A 15546-nucleotide genomic window follows, 5' to 3' on the forward strand; every position below is an offset into this window, starting at 1 on the left:
CCCGAGGGGGCCGCTTTTTCACCTTGGGACGGCCCGGCGATGAAAAATAGCCCCCACGCTGCGCCTGCGGCTTGCTGCCCCCCGAGGGGGCCGCTTTTTCACCTTGGGACGGCCCGGCGATGAAAAATAGCCCCCACGCTGCGCCTGCGGCTTGCTGCCCCCCGAGGGGGCCGCTTTTTCACCTTGGGACGGCCCGGCGATGAAAAAGGAAAACACCCTGATCCTGTTTGATTTCGACGGCACGCTGGCCGATACGGCGCCGGACCTGGCGGCCGCTGCCAACCAGCAGCGCCTGCGCCGCGGCCTGGCGCCGCTGCCGCTGGCGCAGTTGCGGCCGGTCGCCTCGCAAGGCGCGCGCGGCCTGCTGCGCGTGGCGCTGGACATGCAGCCGGACCATCCCGACTACGAAACCACGCGCCAGCAATTCCTGTACGACTACGAGCTGGCGATGACCGAGCACTCGCGGCTGTTTCCCGGCATCGCCGAGCTGCTGAACCAGATCGAAGACCATGCGCTCGAATGGGGCATCGTCACCAACAAGATCAGCCGGCTGGCCCTGCCCCTGATCGATCATCTGGGCCTGACCGAGCGCAGCGCCGCCACGGTTTGCGGCGACACCACGGCGCACGCCAAGCCTCATCCCGAGCCCTTGCTGCATGCCGCGCGCCAGGCCGGCTATGCGCCCTTCCAATGCATCTACGTCGGCGACGACTTGCGGGACATCCAGGCCAGCCATGCCGCCGGCATGCCCGCCGTGGCGGCCGCCTACGGCTATTGCGGCGATGCGCTGGCCGTCTCCGAATGGCAGGCCGAGGCCCAGGCCGCCTCGCCCGGCGAACTGTGGCCTGCGATCATGCGGCTGATCGAGAACCGGCCACAGGCCTCCTAGCGGCAAGCGGCGCGGCCGGCCCAGGCATGGGCGTACGTGAGGCTGCGCGTGTGTGAGGTCGCGCGTGGGCGTACGGCAGGCATTTTGCTGGCTACGCCGCTACGGACCGGCAAGGCGCTCCAGCGCCTTGCGGGCGCGCGCGATGGCGGCCTTGAGCGCGGCGTCGGCCGACAGATGGATGCTCTGGTGGTTCTTCTCCAGGTACTGCCAGCCATCGCCGCCGCCAGGCTGGCCGGGCGGCAGAAAGGCCGCGGTGCTCACGTACACGCCCGAGTCGATCTCGCCCGAAATCTCGCGCACCTGCACCCGCACGCGGCGGCCCCGGTATTCGAACTCCTCGTCCTTGCTCATGCGGTCTCCTTGGGCATGCGCGCGGCGCGCATGCCGGCGCTAATCCGGCATGGGGGTTTGCCGGGACTGGCTGTCGATCCTGGCCTTGGCTTCCTGGATGGCCCGCGAGACGGCCTGGCCGGCATCGGCCAGGACTTGCTGCGCGCCCTCGCCCAAGGTCTGCGCCGGATGTCCGCTCCCTTCCTGCCAGAACCGCGCCAGCCCGTGAAAGCCCTGGCCGCGTTCGTCCTGGCGGGCCCAGGCCTCGATCACGTAGCCGCCATGACGGACTTGCTGTCGTTCGTATTGCGCACCTGCCCCGTTCTGCTGGTCCATCGCCGTGCCTCCGTGATTGGAACGGTCATCGTATAACAGCTCCGGGATGAAAAAGACGGGATGAAGCGCTCGGCCTTGCCACTGGTCTGTGGCAGGTAGGGCCGGGTGAAGCGGTGTTTGATGCCAAGATCACGGCATAAGACGGCGAAGGCGCGGCTGCGGGAGGCCGGCCGTTATCGGTGAGCAGGCGCCGGATTGCCACGCCCGGGCGCTTGGAGTAGGCCACGGCGTCCTTCAGGAACTGGACTGCACTGGGGAAACGCTCGTCGGGATGAATGTCGGTAAAGGCCACGCGGGCGTGGTCATCGATGGCCACGACACGAAGTCCCAGCCGGCACCATCCACGCTAGTCAATCAGCAGCAGCCGGGCCGCCCACCAGGCGCGGCCACGCGTGCACCCAGCAGCAGCGATGGTCGAAGCCGGGAACGACCACGACCTGCGGCCGCTGCTGCGCGGGGAAGCGGCCGGCGTATGCGCGCGCGACTCGCGGCGGCATGACCGCATCCTCGCCGCCGGCGTAGTGCCGCTGGGCAATCGCCGCCAAGGCCTGCCAGGCGTCGGCCGGATTGAGCGAACCGACCAGAGGCTTCAGGCGCTGGCCGGCCGTCCAGGCCGACGTATGCAGGTTGCCGGCCACGGTCAGCAAGCGGGCGACGTCGGACCGGCGCGCCGCGACGAGCGCGGCCACTGCGCCACCGCCGGAATAGCCCACCAGTTCGACGGAACTGGCGCCGTAGCGAGCCTGCAACTGCGCGATGGCCCGGTCGCTGGCGGCGACGACTTCGGGCGCGAAGCGCCGTGCCGTCCAGTAGCCGGCGGAACAGCCGCGCCGGGCCTGTCCTTCCACGTACTGGCACGGCCGGGCCAGGTAGACGGCCTTGCCGCGCGGATCGCGTATGGCCAGCCGCAGCGCCAGCGGGTCCCGCGGCGTAGGGTCGAACGCAGGCGTGCCAGCGTCCACCCAGGCGGCCCCGTCTCCCTCGATATATACCGTCAGCACATCGGCCCGCGACAGGCCGGGCGGCACGAAGGCGGCCAGCACGAAGGCGCCGGCGTCCAAGTCCAGACGCTGCCAGCCCGCCTGATGGGCGACACCGGCCGCCGCGGCCCGCCGCTCCTGCGCGGACGGGACCACGCAGCCTGCGAGCAGCGCGGCCAGCAGGACAACGGGCAGGAAGAACCGCGCCAGGGACATCGCCGCCTGCGGCGCAGGTTTCAGAACGCCCAGCGCACGTGGACCGAGGCGGTCTGCGCGACGAAGCCGCTGCGGCCTTCCACGTCGTAGCGCGCCGTGACCTCGGTGCGCTCGGTCGCGCGCAGGGCCAGGCCCAGTCCGGCGCGGCCCAGCCACCGGCCCGGCTGCATGCCCGGCGTGCGGAACGCCGCCCCGCCGCCCACGTAGCTGGCCGTGATGCCGTTGTCCTCGCCCAGCATCTCGTAGGCTACGCCCACGTTGGCCCCGATCGCCGCGCGATCGCCGAGCTGGTGCTGCAGCCGCCCCTCCAGCATCGCGAACCATTGCTCGCTGGTCTGCGACCGCACCTTCAGATTCAGGTCCCCGGCGCCCTTCTCGGTGTAGGACTCGTTGCGGATGCGGTAGTAGTCCGTGCGCAGCGACGGCGTGAAGCGCGTCCTGTCGCCGAGTTGGAAGCCACGGCCGATGCCCGCGCCCAGGTGGACCGTCGTACTGTCGAAATCCGACTCGGCCCTGCGGTCCAGCCCGCCGAAGCGGATCGTGCGCTGGCCGTCGTTGCGGTTGATGCCGACATCGGCCTGCCAGTTGACTTCCACCTGCGGCCACGCGGCGATATCGTGGCTGCCGTAGGCCATCAGCTGATAGGCATCGACGTCGGCCTTGCTGGCGCTGGCGGTGGAGCGCCCGCTCACGTCGCTGCGGGCATAGGAGAACGCCACGCCCAGGCGGCTGGCCCGGCCCACCTCGGCATCGCCGCCGAATACGAAGCCGTAGGTGCTGGCGCGGTATCCGGCGATGCCGCCCCGGTCGTCCTGCTCGGCATACGAGGCCAGCGGCTTGAACCACAGATGCCTGTCGGCCAGGAAGCCCTCGCCCGAGGACATCCCCGAGAAGCCGGCCACGCCGTTCTGGCGGGCCTGGATCACGCGGCTCACGGCGTGCATGCTGCCCAGCGTGACCTGGTTCAGGCTGGCGCTCATCAGCGGCAGCGTCTGCGCCACGGCGTCGGCCACTTCGCGCTGGCTGCCCAACCGGCCCAAGGCGGTGACGACCTCGGCCATGTCGCCGGTGTTGCCGGAGCCGGCCACGAAGCCGTCGAGCACGCGCGCCCCGCCCAGGCCCTGGCCGAAGCCCTGGGCGATCACGCGGCTGGAGACTGCGCCGCCGGCGGGCTCCTTGCCGCCGCCGGGAGAGCCTCCGGATCCGTCACCGTCGCCCTCGCCCGGCCTGCCGTCCAGCACGGTGCGCAGATCGACGGTGTTCTTGCCGGTGACGGTCGCCTCGAAATTGAACAGTTCGCTGTCGTCGCCGACGATGAAGGTTTCGCTGCCCGCCTCCAGGCTGCCGGCGGTGATCACGGACTTCATGACGGCACCGTTGGCCAGCGTGTTGCCCTCGTTGACGGAAACGAGCAGCTTGGTGCCGTCTTCGAAGCTGGCGTGTCCCTCGACGACGAGCTTGCCGTGCTGGGTAGCGCCTGAGGTGGCGATGGCCAGCGTGGCGCCAGCGGACTGGATGTAGTCTCCCATGATCGTCGCCGTGTCGCCGGCGCCGATGGCGACGGTTCCACGGTTCTGGAAGGCTCCCTCGCCCATCTTGAATCCGTGGTTGCGGACAGTCATGTGGGCGCCGTCGGCCACGGAGAAATAATCGACGGAGAAATCGCCCTCCGTGGCGAACCTGCCGTTGATCACGACCGCGCTGTCCATGCCGCCCGTCACCGGGCCGATCAGGCGCGCCTTCTCGCCCTCGATGTAAAGCGTGGCGGAACCGAGGATGACGCGGCCCTCGATGAGGCCGAAGTTCGTAATGCCTCGCGTGATGGTGCCGAAGTTGTGGATGGCGGACATGGTCGGGCCGCCCGCGCGGATGATGCCTGTATTGACGATCTCGCCTATCGTGCCGCGGTTCGAGACGGCCGTGCCGCTGGCTTGGATGAGGCCGCTGTTGACCAGCTGGGTCATGGTGGCGTCGAAGCCATTGTAAACGGCAATCGAACCCTCGATCGTGCCGGTATTGGTCAGCGAAGCGTCCAGGCCATAGTTGTCGAAAGTGAAGTAGGAGAGCATGTCCGATACCATGTCCAGCTTCCCGTGGTTGAGGACGCTGACCCCGGCGCCGGTGATCCAGACGGCTCTACTACTGGTGGCGAGGATCGATCCGCCTTCGGTGACGGTCAATGCCTGGCCGTCTTCCGCGAGCACGCACCCCTCGCTCTGCGCAAAGCCGATGCTCACGGACGGCCCGGAGCATGCCGGCGCGGCGTGGGCCGGCGCGGCGGCCAACGCATGCAAGGCGGCGGCGACCGCCGCGGCCAGCACGGCGACGTGGGGCGGCCCGGCGCGCCGCCGCGGCGCGGGGCGGGAAGGACACGTACGATTCTGCTTGCAAAGGCGGCGAGCCTCGACCATGGACTTCTCCTCTGACGCATTCCCGGCGCGCCGCCGCGGCTGCCTTCCAAGGCATGTGGCGCACGCACCCCAAGGACAACTTAAGTGACAATAAGTAAACAATTGTCATCAGTATGCCGATTCTTGTCCTTTTGAAACTGAGCAAATCTGAGCGGATCGGCCCAGCAGGCAGAAGCTCCCGCACATCGCGCCGCGCAACGGGCGCGCGCCACCCGCGCACGGTCGGCAGCGGCCAGGATGGAGAAAAAACGGGCGGCCTGCGCCCGTCGCAGCGCAACTGGCGGGCTCAGCCCGCCGCGACGGGCCGGGGCAGTGTGAGACGGAACGTCACCGGCTCGTCGCCCCCGGCGCAGGCAAGCTCGACCGAACCGCCCAGCCTGGCGGCGATCTGGCGCACCAGGTACAGGCCCAGGCCCGCGCCTGGCCGGAGCATGGCGTTCTGCCCGCGGTAGTACTTCTGGAACAGGCGCTCGCGCTCCTGCACGGGAATGCGGGCGCCGGCATTGGTAACGTCGATGTGCACGGCATGGCCCTCTCCCCGGACCGAGACCTCGACCCGGCCGTCCGGCGGCGCATGGCGGTCGGCATTGGCCAGCAGGTTGCGCAGCGCGATATGCAACAGCCCGGCATCGCTGCGCAGCGATGCCGCAGGCGGCTGGAACGTGCACAGGACCCGGCCGGGTCCGAACCCCTGCGCCAGCTCCTCGAGCATGGCCCGCAAATCGCACTGGCTGTCGTGCAGGTCGGCGCGCGGTTCGCGGATCCGGTCGTCGGTCAGGTATTCGTCCACCAGCGCCAGCAGGCGCAGCGAGGCATCGCGGATGTTCCGGCACCGCGTCCGGCTTTTCTCGGCCGGCGCGTCCAGGTTGCGGGCGAGCTGCTGCGCCGACGTGCCGATGATCGCCAGCGGCGTGCGGAACTCGTGCGACACCATTGCGACGAAGTCGCGCTGCTCGGCCAGAACTCTGCGCTCGGAGGCCAGCGCCTGGCGCAGCTCTTCCTCGACCCGCTCGCGCCGCCCGATCTCGGCCGACAGGTCGGCGGTGCGCTGCGCCACCTCGCGCTCCAGACGCTGGTTGTGCTGCCGGGCCAGGTCCGCGGCGAGCTTGGCCTGGCGCAGTTCCCGGGCGCGCCGCTTGCGCTCGTGCCCGCCGATGATGATGAGACTGAGCAGCAGCATGTGCACCATGGTGCCCAGCAGCGACGCATGCTCGGTGAATGCGTTGACGGGCAGCAGCCCCAGATTGCGCAGGAAGCTGATCAGTACGCCCGCGTAGAACACGCCGAAGACCGGCAGGAAGTAGCGCGCCGGGCGCCAGCCGCGCCACAGCAGATAGCCGGCCAGCGCCGAGAACACCGGTATCAGCGCGATCGCCAGCAGTTGGATGGGCTGCATGCCCAAGGCATATCGGCCGGACAGGATGAGCGCCGCGCACAGCACGGCGGCGGCCTGGCAGGCCCGGCTGGTCCAGCGCGTGGCGCGCGGAAAGCGGCGGGCCAGTTCCAGCTGGCGCAGGGCCATCGCCAGGCCGATGGGCACGCCGCAGGCGATGCCCACGCCCAGGATCCTGTCGCTCCATGCCACGGGCAGCCCGCTCAGCTGCTGGATCAGCCCCAGCGACATCACTTCGTTGAACACGCAGATGCCGATGTAGGCCAGGAACAGGCCGCTCGCCGGGGCGCGCGTGCCCAGCCAGAACGCGGCATGCAGGCCGATCAGCAGCAGATAGAAGCCGGCGTACAGGCCGAACAGCAGCCCTTCCCTGCGGGATCGGTTGTCGAAGGCCAGCCGCTGCCAGACTTCCATTCGGGTCAGGATGGCGTTCTTGCTTTGCAGGCGCACCAGCAGGACGTGCTCGCCGGGCTCGGAAGGCGAGAAATGGAATACCGGGCTGCGATGGTCCACGGGCCAGTCCCGGCGGCTGACGTCTTCGCCGCTGTGTCCCAGCAGGCGCCAGCCGCCTGCGCCGCGCGCATAGAGCTGCACGTCGTCCAGCAGCGCGTTGCCCAGCCGCAGCATCCAGCCGTCCGGCCGCACCTGCCACACGTACAGCCTGAGCCGCAGCCAGACGGTATGCGTGGTGAAGCCTGCATTCAGGCTGCCGGGCAAGGCGGACCAGCCTGCCGCCGCGTCGGCCTGCCGCGCATCGAGCACGCCCCCGGGGTCGTCCAGGCGTTCCAGATAGCCGGCGGTATCATGTACGGCGTGCGCGTCGTCCAGGTGCAGCACCGCGGCGCCCGCCGGCAGCCAGGCGGCCAGCGCGAGGGCGGCGATCAGCAGCCGCCAGCCCGGCAGCCAGAAGATTCGTTGGAGACTATGGTTCCGTCGTTCCATCATGCAGGTTCTCGCCGTGCAGCAGGCGCATGCGCGGCGCCCGGCCGTCCGGGCACATAGGGGTCTTTGCATGCTGGACGTGATTTTGCTTGAAGACGAGCCGGTGCTGCGGCAGGAGCTGGGCGAATTCCTGGAGGAACTGGGATATGCGCCCGTCTGCCTGTCCAGCCTGGAAGAGTTCGAACGGCGATTCGAGCCGGGCCGCCACCGGCTCGCCATCATCGACATCGGCCTGCCGGACGGCTGCGGGCTCGAACTGATCCGGCGGCTGCGCACGGCCGGCGAGCCCGTCGGCATCATCGTCTTCAGCGCCCGCGGCACCAGCGCGGACAAGGTGCTGGGCCTGGAACTGGGCGCCGACCATTACCTGGGCAAGAACGCCGATCTCGACGTGCTGGCCGCGACGCTGGCCGCGCTGGTGCGCAGCCTGGCGCTCGTGCCGGCCGCCCCCGCCGAGGAATCCTCGTGCTGGGTGCTGGACATGGGGCCGCGCGTGCTGCACATCCCCGGCGCGCCGACCGTGCCGCTGTCGCAGCAGGATGCCCTCGTCCTGCGCTGCCTGATGGCCCGCCCGGGCCAAAACGTCACCCGCCGGCAGGTCGTCGAGGCGCTCGGAGCGCAGTACCTGGATTACGACCAGCGCCGGCTGGACACGCAGATGCTGCGGCTGCGACGCCGGATCGGCTCGCTCAGCGGCCGGACGCTGCCGGTCAAGACGGTACGCAATACCGGCTACTGCTTCTATGCCCATGCCGAGATCCGGGCCTGAGCCCGCGGGCACGGGCCTTAGCCGCGACGGACGCCTACCCATGAACGTCTGAGGCGCTCGATCCCAACCAAGAAGGCAGGGGTCAATTCGGCTGTCTGCCGGAATCAGTCCAACGGACGAAAAAAAGCCGGGATCCCTTGATTCTCCTGGGTTTCCCGGCTTTTTAAGTACTTCAGCGGATAGGTAAGTGGTGGAGCCGGGGGGAATTGAACCCCCGTCCGCGAGCCCTCTGCAGGCAGTTCTACATGCGTAGTCGGTCTATTTGGATTTAACCCCGGACTTAGCCGACCGACAGGCCGGACCGAGGCGATTCACATGGCTTTAAGACAATGCCGAGTGACCTGACATTGCCCGATTCCTTGTAGATAACGTTGCTGCGGGTTTTACCCCGCCTGACCCAAGGACAGATCAGTGCAACGGCTCACCGCTTAAGCGGCGAGAGCGAAACGCTCGTCGTTGGCGTTTGTAGTGTTCCAGTGGTTTTACGAGCGTACTGGTGCTCGACATGCCCTGCTCTGTTTCGCGACCCTCGTCGAATCCGGATCGGCCCCAGAACCTCTATTGTACCCCTTTGCTGTCGCAAAAGCACCGTCGAATTGGCAAGCACGCCACAGTGCGGCGGGTTACAAAGTGAATCCCGCCGGGCCCCGTGCCTGGCGCGGTCCCGGGTAACATAGGCCGGCCTGTCCCCGAAACATCTTCGCGGGTAAGGGCGCAGCGGAACGACTATGGAATCGGACGGTTTCTTCTCATGGCTGGGCAACGCCTTCGGCGAGGCGGTCCGGGTCATCATCGCCACCTTGCGCTGGCTCTTCGGCGGGCTGGGCCAGGCCATCGGCGATTTTTCCGACGGCGTGGCCAACGCCATCGGCATGAGCCCCACCTTCTTCAACTTCGCCTTGCTGGTGCTGGGCTTGCTGTGCCTGTATAGCGGCGTGCGGGCGTTCTTCGCGCGTTCCCCGGTGGCCGGCATCATCTGGCTGGTCATCGCGCTTTTCCTGCTGGGCGGGCTCATCGGCCAGCCGCCTGCGCCCGCCACCTAGCGCGTATCGCCACCTAGCGCATATCGCCGCCGGCAGCCATCGCCGCACCGCCGATGCGTGGCAAGCGCGCGGCCGGCTCACAGTTGTTTCCGTGCGCGACCCCCCAAGGACCTCCACCGCCGCCTGCCCACGGGGCGGCGGCGCGCAGGCTGCGCAATGACAGGCGCCGACACCAGCGGTTACGCGCAGGCAGGCCGGCCCCGGGTAGCGTGTGGCTAGAGAGCCGGCGCGCCGCGCAAGCGGAGGCCCCGCCGGCCCATCCAGGAGCCACGGCATGCAGCAACTTTCCTCTCCCGCCGACCGCGCCAGGCGCGCCTACGCGCGCGGGGCCTTCGCGCTCGGCTTTGCCCTGGGCGGGTTCTTCGACGGCATCCTGCTGCACCAGATCCTGCAATGGCACCATCTGCTCTCGGGCTGGGACAGCCCTGCCCTGGGCGAGCTCAGATACCAGGTGCTGGCCGACGGCCTGTTCCACCTGGGCATGTACGGGGTCGCCTGCCTGGGCCTGTGGTGGCTTTACCAGGGCCGCGCCGGCCTGGCAGCAACCGGCGCCGGCAGGCTGATGGCGGGCTGGGCCGCGATGGGCTTCGGCCTCTGGCATGCGCTGGACGCGGTGCTGTCGCATTGGCTGCTGGGCCTGCATCGCATCAGGATGGACGCCGGCTCGCCCCTGGCCTGGGACCTGGCCTGGCTGGCGTGCTTCGGCTTGCTGCCGCTGCTGCTGGGCTGGCGTTTGCTGCGCGGGCGCGGCGGCCCGGCTGGCGGTGGTGGCAAGGCCCGGGCAGGCCTGGCCGCGTGCGTGGCGGCAACCCTGGCGGCCGGCTGGATACAGGCGTTTCCGCTGGCCGCCCAGCCCGATGGGCTGCTCACCGTCGTCCTGCGTCCCGATGCCTCGCCGCGGGACGTCTTCGCCGCGATGGACCATACCGGCGCGCGCGTGGTCTGGCACGACCGCGACGGCGGCGTATGGGTGCTGCGGGCCGACCGCCCAGGCTCGGCGTGGCCCTACTACAGGCACGGCGCGATGTACGTGGGCGGCGCCTGGGGCGCGCCAGGCTGCGCGCAATGGACCCGCGCCGACCTGCCGCCGGGCCGGCGCATTTGACCCGGGGCGTCCGTGCGCGAAGCCGCCCAGGCCATATTGCTGTGGTTCGTGGTGCCCATGTGGCTGGCCGCGGGTTTCGCCGACTGGCTCTGCCACCGGCACACGCGCATAGAAGCGACTTCCGGAACTAAGGAATCCTTAATACACCTGCTCATGTTCGCCCAGATGGGCGTGCCCGTGCTTTGCGGCCTGTTCCTGCAGGTCAATGCCGGGATCCTGGCCCTGATGGTGGCGGTATTCCTGCTGCACGAAGCCACCGTCATGTGGGACCTGCGGGTCGCCAACGCCGCCCGCCCGGTGCTGCCGCTCGAACAGAAGATCCATAGCTACCTGGAACTGCTGCCGCTGGCGGCGCTGTGCCTGCTGATCACCCTGCACTGGACGCAATGGCAGGCGCTGTTCGGCATGGGCGAGCCCGCCGACTTCGGCCTGCGGCTGAAGGACCGGCCCCTGCCGGCCGGCTACCTGGCCGCCGTCTGCATGGCGGCGCTGCTGCTGATCGTCCTGCCGTTCTGCGAGGAAACATGGCGCTGCCTGCGGCATGCCCGCCGCCGGGATGCCGGCGCGGCCAGCGCGCGCAGCTAGCGCCCGCCGCCTGTCCGCCCGCGGGGCGGGCGCGCCTGCCGGCAGCGGAAAGCTAGCGCCCGGCCGACGGGCCCAGGTAAGGCGCGATATCGACCTCGTCGATCTGCGCCGGGTCCATGTAGCGCTCGGCGTAGCGCCGGTACACCCCCGAGGTCAGGAACAGGTCGAACAGGTCGCCGTCGATGTGGCGCCGGCGCTTGAATCCGGCCAGCAGGCGCACGGCCTCGGAGAGCTTCTTGGCCTTCTTGTAGGGCCGGTCCGAGGCGGTCAGGGCCTCGAAGATGTCGGCGATGGCCATGATGCGCGCCGGGATCGACAGGTCGTTGGCATCCAGCCCGCGCGGGTAGCCCGTGCCGATCAGCGTCTCGTGGTGCGTGCCGGCGTACTCGGGCACCCGCGCCAGCTCGGGCGGCAGCGGCAGGGCCTCGAGCATCACGATGGTCTGCACGATGTGTTCGTTGATCTTGTAGCGCTCTTCGGGCGTGAGCGTGCCGCGCTCGATGCCCAGGTTGTAAAGCTCGCCGAAGTTGTAAAGGTTTTCGGGCACCGGCATGCGAAAGCCATGGCGCGGGTCGTAGCGCTGCTGGTCGGTGCGCGGCACGATGTGCACGGGCTTGTCGGCCAGCAGCGGCTCGACGGCGGGCAGCGCCGGCGCAGGCGTGCCCGCCAGGCGCCACTCCTCGTCGGGAGACAGGCCCAGCCTGTCGTCGAAGTGGCGCAGCCAGGTCTGCGCCCCGATGCGCGCCAGCCGCTCGCGGCAGGCGGGCGGCATGCGCTCGCTGCCGAGATTGCATTCGGCCACGAAGGCAAAGTCCTCGAGCAACTGCGCCCGCCGGGCCTCGAACCGGCCGCGCGCGGCCTGCGGATCGGCGCCGCCGGCCACCGCCTCCAGCTCCTGGATGCGCGCATCGCGCAGCAGCACCTCGAAGCGCGTGCGGATCTCGTGGATGCGGTTGTACAAGGTCTCCAGCTTGGTGGCTTTTTCCACCACGTGCTCGGGCGTGGTCACCTTGCCGCAATCGTGCAGCCAGGTCCCGATGCGGAACTCGGCCCACTCCTGCTCGCTCTGGAAGCGAAACTGCGCCAGCGGCCCTTCGTCGGCCCGGCACGCCTCCTCGGCCAGCATGCGGGCCAGCTCGGGCACCCGCTCGCAGTGTCCGCCGGTATGCGCGCTCTTGGCGTCGATCGCCCCGGCGATCAGCCGGATCAGCGCCTCCATCAGTTCTCGCTGCCGGCGGGCCAGTTCGATGTTTTCCAGCGCCGAACCCGATTGCGCCGCCAGGGTCTGCACGTACGGCAGGGCGCCATGCACGCGCCGGCACGGCGGCGCGGCGGGCGCGGTGGGCTGGCCCGCCTCGCCGGCCAGCACGAGCACGCCGATCAGGCGGCTGGCGCTGCTGACCACCGGCACCGCCAGCAGGACTTGCGGCGCCTCGCCCAGCAGGCCCTGCTGCATGGCCAGGTCAAAGCCTTCGTCCTGCGCCTGCAGCGACAACGTCCGCCGGGTAGCCGCCACCCAGGCGACCGGGTCGGGCCGCTGCCCGCCCGGCCAGGCCTGCGGACGCGCCACGCTGGCAAAGGGGCCGGCCGCCGCGCTGCCCAGGCCGTCGGGCAGGCGCAGCCGCGCCGCGCCCGGGCTGGCGGGCCCGGCCATGCCGCTCCAGGAAGCCAGCCGCAACACGCCGCCCTCCTCGAACAGCCAGAACTGGCCGGTGCGCGCGCCGCTGAGCAGCCGCGCGCCCTCGGCGGTCTGGCGCACCACTTCCTCCCGGGTGCGGCGCGACACCAGCTGCACGCCGTTCTCGACCAAGCTGCCCAGCCGGCTCATGGCCTCGTCCAGCGCGGCGGTGCGCTCGCGCAGGGCCATTTTCATGGTGTGCTGGGCGCGCCCGAGCAGGTCGATCTCGTAGAAGACCGAGCGCACCGGCTCGGTGCCGCTGAAATCCAGGCGCTGGATACGCTGCGACTCCTGGGTCAGGGCGCGCAGCGTCGCGGCAATACGCCGCGCGATGAGATAGACCAGCGGCATGCAGACCAGCAGCGTCAGCGCAGCGAACAGCAGGATGTCGTCGCGCGCCTGCTCGATACGCCCCGCATACAGGCTCATGGGCGAGAAGGCCACCACATGCAGGGCTTGCGAGGGCGTGATCGGCACCGCCTGGTTGGCATAGGCCAGGTTCTCGCCCTGCACCCGCACCACGCGGCTGCCGTTGTCCTGGCTGAGCAGCCGGTGGACCTGCGCAAAATAGGGGTTGTCCAGCTCGCCCACCGGCGCGAGCACCTGGACCGGCTCGCCGAAATACCGGTCCTCCGCATGCGAGGCGAGCACCTGCCCGCCCGGCCCGGTGATGATCAGCCCGCCGTCCAGGCCGGCCAGCGAGGCGGCTGCGAAAGCGCCCAGGCCGCGCAGGGCGAGGTCGGCGCCAAAAACGCCCTCGCCGCGCTCGAGCTTTTGCGACAGCGTCAGGCCCAGATCCCGCAAGGAATCGTAGACATAGGGATCGCTGACCTGCAGCCCCGGGCTGGCGACGGCGGCCGCATACCAGGGGCGCGTGGTGGGCAGGTACAGGGCCGGGCCGGCATGGTGCCCCACGGCGAGTTCGTCCTCGTCCAGGAACAGCCAGCTTTCGCGCCGCGCCGCACCGGGCAGCGCGCCGGTGAGATAGCGCACCGCGAAATAGGTGTCCGGCGGCGCCTGCAGCGCGGCGGCGATCCCGGCTTCGCCGCGCACGCCGATGACCTGCAGGAACTCCTCGCTGCGCAGTGCGTAATAGAAGCTGTATATCTGCGGCGCCGCCCGCAGCGCCGTGATCAGCGTGGGCACCAGCACGTTGCGGTCCAGGCCGTTCTCGTCGAACATCAGTTGCGGGCTGCGCCGCGCATGCTGGGCCACCATGTTGCGCGCGGCCTGCAGCGTGGCCTGCAGCGGATCGGCATTGCGCTGGGCCACCTGCATGAACAGGGTCTGGGCGCTGTCGCGCGCCATGCTTTCGAACTTGGCCACCAGCGTGCTGACGGTCACCGCAGCCAGCAGGATGACGAAGGCAGCCAGCAGCACCGTGGGCAGCAGGTAGAACCGGACCTTGAATTTCGTGCGGTTGCGCATGGACGGACCCTTCCCCGCCGGCCGCTGAAAAAGCTGGCAGATTTTAGCTATCTCGAAATTTAAAGTTACATTTAATCTGTTTTGATGACATTTTCCTTAAGCTGAGGAAACCGGGATAGCATTTGCCTATCCAACGCCTTATCAAGGACAGCGGGGCCTGCCCCGCCGGGACCGCCCATGCTTTACGGATTCCTCGCAGACGCCGTGCTGGTCGTGCACGGATTGTTCGTGCTGTTCGTCGCCCTGGGCGCGGCGCTGGTGATCTGGCGCCCGCGCCTGGCCTGGCTGCACCTGCCGGCCCTGGCCTGGGGTGCAGGCATCATGTTGGTGGGCGGCATCTGCCCGCTCACGCCGCTGGAGAACGCGCTGCGCCAGGCCGGCGGCCAGCAAGGCTACGAGGGCGGATTCATCGAGCATTACCTGGTTTCGGCCCTCTATCCCGAGGGGGTGACCCGGCGTTTCCAGGTCGGACTGGGCCTGCTCGCGGTCGCCTGGAACGCGCTGCTGTACGGCATTGCCTGGCGCCGCCGCGCCCGCCGCGCATAGAATGGGCGCAAATCCAACCCCGGAGACACCGCACATGACCCCCAGCCAGATCGCCGAAGCCTTCCGAGAAGCCCGCCTGAACGCCACGGCGCTGGGGACGTATCCGGGCGTGGACGTGCCGGCGGACCTGCAGACCGCCTACAGCATCCAGACCACCGCGATCTCGGCCTGGCCCGGGCCGGTGGGCGGCTGGAAGGTGGCGGCCATCCAGCCCCAATGGCGCGACCGTTATCCGGCCGAACGCCTGGCCGGCCCGGTCTTCGCCGCGCACGTCTGGCCCGCCGAGCGGCGCGGCACGCAGCAACTGCCCGTGATCGAGAACGGCTATGCCGCCATCGAGCTGGAGTTCATCCTGCACATCGGCAAGACCCTGCCCCTGCGCGGCGACTGGCGCGATGCGCAGCAGTTGCGCGAGTACGTGGGCCAAGTGCATGCGGGCATCGAACTGGCGGCCAGCCCGCTGGCGGGCCTGAGCGCGCTGGGTCCGGGCGCGGTCATCAGCGATTTCGGCAACAACAGCGGCATCGTGGTCGGGCCGGCGCTGCCCGGCTTCTTCGACCAGCCGCTGGAACATTGGCAGACCCGCGTGCAGATCAACGGCCAGGCCGCCGGCGAAGGCAGCGCCGCCAAGGTGCCGGGCGGGCCGCTGCAGGCGCTGCTGTTCCTGGCCAATCACCTGGCCGATCGCGGCATTGCGCTCAAGGAGGGCGACTGGGTCTCCAGCGGCGCCACCACGGGCATCCATCCCGTGGTCATCGGCGACCGCTACACGGCGCACTTCGGCGCGGACATCACGCTGCAAGGCGAGATCGCCTCGGCGCTGAGCCTGCTGGCGCAGGCGCGCTGAGCCTGACGGCCGCGCCCGCGGGCGCGGCCTGCCCCGCGGCGCTCTACA

At 69.6% G+C, this 15546-nt stretch carries 13 protein-coding genes, 1 other RNA gene and 1 pseudogene; 7 read left to right on the forward strand and 8 right to left on the reverse strand.

Going from position 1 to position 15546, the window contains the following annotated elements; translation table 11 throughout:
* Positions 1-199 precede the first annotated feature (199 nt).
* The gene (locus V8Z80_RS14455; protein ID WP_155196774.1) at positions 200-889 is read left to right on the forward strand and encodes an HAD-IA family hydrolase; all 690 of its coding nucleotides are present in this window, start codon (positions 200-202) and stop codon (positions 887-889) included.
* 99 nt (positions 890-988) lie between these two features.
* On the opposite strand, the gene V8Z80_RS14460 is transcribed toward V8Z80_RS14455, so the two are convergent.
* The 6 genes and pseudogenes from V8Z80_RS14460 to V8Z80_RS14485 all read right to left on the reverse strand — a co-directional run bounded on the left by V8Z80_RS14460 (position 989) and on the right by V8Z80_RS14485 (position 7500).
* The gene (locus tag V8Z80_RS14460) at positions 989-1240 is read right to left on the reverse strand and encodes a hypothetical protein (RefSeq protein WP_336062470.1); all 252 of its coding nucleotides are present in this window, start codon (positions 1238-1240) and stop codon (positions 989-991) included.
* A 39-nt stretch (positions 1241-1279) separates the two neighbouring features.
* The gene (locus V8Z80_RS14465; protein WP_336062514.1) at positions 1280-1555 is read right to left on the reverse strand and encodes a hypothetical protein; all 276 of its coding nucleotides are present in this window, start codon (positions 1553-1555) and stop codon (positions 1280-1282) included.
* A gap of 59 nt (positions 1556-1614) precedes the next feature.
* Positions 1615-1894: pseudogene (locus V8Z80_RS14470) on the reverse strand (DDE-type integrase/transposase/recombinase); the annotation flags it as partial.
* Between the two features lie 11 nt (positions 1895-1905).
* Positions 1906-2751, reverse strand: a complete 846-nt coding sequence (locus V8Z80_RS14475) for an alpha/beta hydrolase (protein ID WP_336062472.1) — start codon at positions 2749-2751, stop codon at positions 1906-1908.
* A gap of 20 nt (positions 2752-2771) precedes the next feature.
* Positions 2772-5162 (reverse strand): autotransporter outer membrane beta-barrel domain-containing protein, encoded by a 2391-nt coding sequence (locus V8Z80_RS14480; protein WP_336062474.1) that lies wholly within the window; start codon positions 5160-5162, stop codon positions 2772-2774.
* A 286-nt stretch (positions 5163-5448) separates the two neighbouring features.
* Entirely contained in the window at positions 5449-7500 is a 2052-nt protein-coding gene (locus V8Z80_RS14485; RefSeq protein ID WP_336062475.1) for a sensor histidine kinase, read from the reverse strand.
* Positions 7501-7567: 67 nt separating this feature from the next.
* Here V8Z80_RS14485 and V8Z80_RS14490 point away from each other — a divergent pair, with 67 nt between their 5' ends.
* Positions 7568-8266 (forward strand): response regulator transcription factor, encoded by a 699-nt coding sequence (locus V8Z80_RS14490; protein ID WP_336062476.1) that lies wholly within the window; start codon positions 7568-7570, stop codon positions 8264-8266.
* 188 nt (positions 8267-8454) lie between these two features.
* Here V8Z80_RS14490 and ssrA read toward each other — a convergent pair.
* Positions 8455-8817: a transfer-messenger RNA gene (gene ssrA, locus V8Z80_RS14495) on the reverse strand.
* Between the two features lie 177 nt (positions 8818-8994).
* On the opposite strand from ssrA, the gene V8Z80_RS14500 reads away from it, so the two are divergent.
* The 3 genes from V8Z80_RS14500 (at position 8995) to V8Z80_RS14510 (ending at position 10999) form a co-directional block, all read left to right on the forward strand.
* Positions 8995-9309 carry a hypothetical protein gene (locus tag V8Z80_RS14500; protein ID WP_155196351.1) on the forward strand — a complete coding sequence of 105 codons (315 nt, stop codon included), beginning with the start codon at positions 8995-8997 and terminating at the stop codon, positions 9307-9309.
* Positions 9310-9583: 274 nt separating this feature from the next.
* Entirely contained in the window at positions 9584-10414 is an 831-nt protein-coding gene (locus V8Z80_RS14505; RefSeq protein WP_336062478.1) for a DUF2243 domain-containing protein, read from the forward strand.
* A gap of 12 nt (positions 10415-10426) precedes the next feature.
* Complete coding sequence (locus V8Z80_RS14510; protein ID WP_336062479.1) at positions 10427-10999, forward strand: diguanylate cyclase; 573 nt, start codon at positions 10427-10429, stop codon at positions 10997-10999.
* A 52-nt stretch (positions 11000-11051) separates the two neighbouring features.
* Here V8Z80_RS14510 and V8Z80_RS14515 read toward each other — a convergent pair whose 3' ends face one another.
* Positions 11052-14105, reverse strand: a complete 3054-nt coding sequence (locus tag V8Z80_RS14515) for an HD domain-containing phosphohydrolase (protein ID WP_336062481.1) — start codon at positions 14103-14105, stop codon at positions 11052-11054.
* A gap of 177 nt (positions 14106-14282) precedes the next feature.
* Here V8Z80_RS14515 and V8Z80_RS14520 point away from each other — a divergent pair, with 177 nt between their 5' ends.
* Together V8Z80_RS14520 and V8Z80_RS14525 are read left to right on the forward strand one after the other, a co-directional pair.
* On the forward strand, positions 14283-14651 hold the full coding sequence (locus tag V8Z80_RS14520) for a DUF2784 domain-containing protein (RefSeq protein ID WP_155196349.1): 369 nt from the start codon (positions 14283-14285) through the stop codon (positions 14649-14651).
* A 34-nt stretch (positions 14652-14685) separates the two neighbouring features.
* Complete coding sequence (locus V8Z80_RS14525) at positions 14686-15498, forward strand: 2-keto-4-pentenoate hydratase (protein ID WP_336062484.1); 813 nt, start codon at positions 14686-14688, stop codon at positions 15496-15498.
* Positions 15499-15546: the final 48 nt, after the last annotated feature.

The sequence above is a fragment of the Orrella sp. JC864 genome (assembly GCF_037026685.1).
Lineage (GTDB): Bacteria > Pseudomonadota > Gammaproteobacteria > Burkholderiales > Burkholderiaceae_B > Orrella.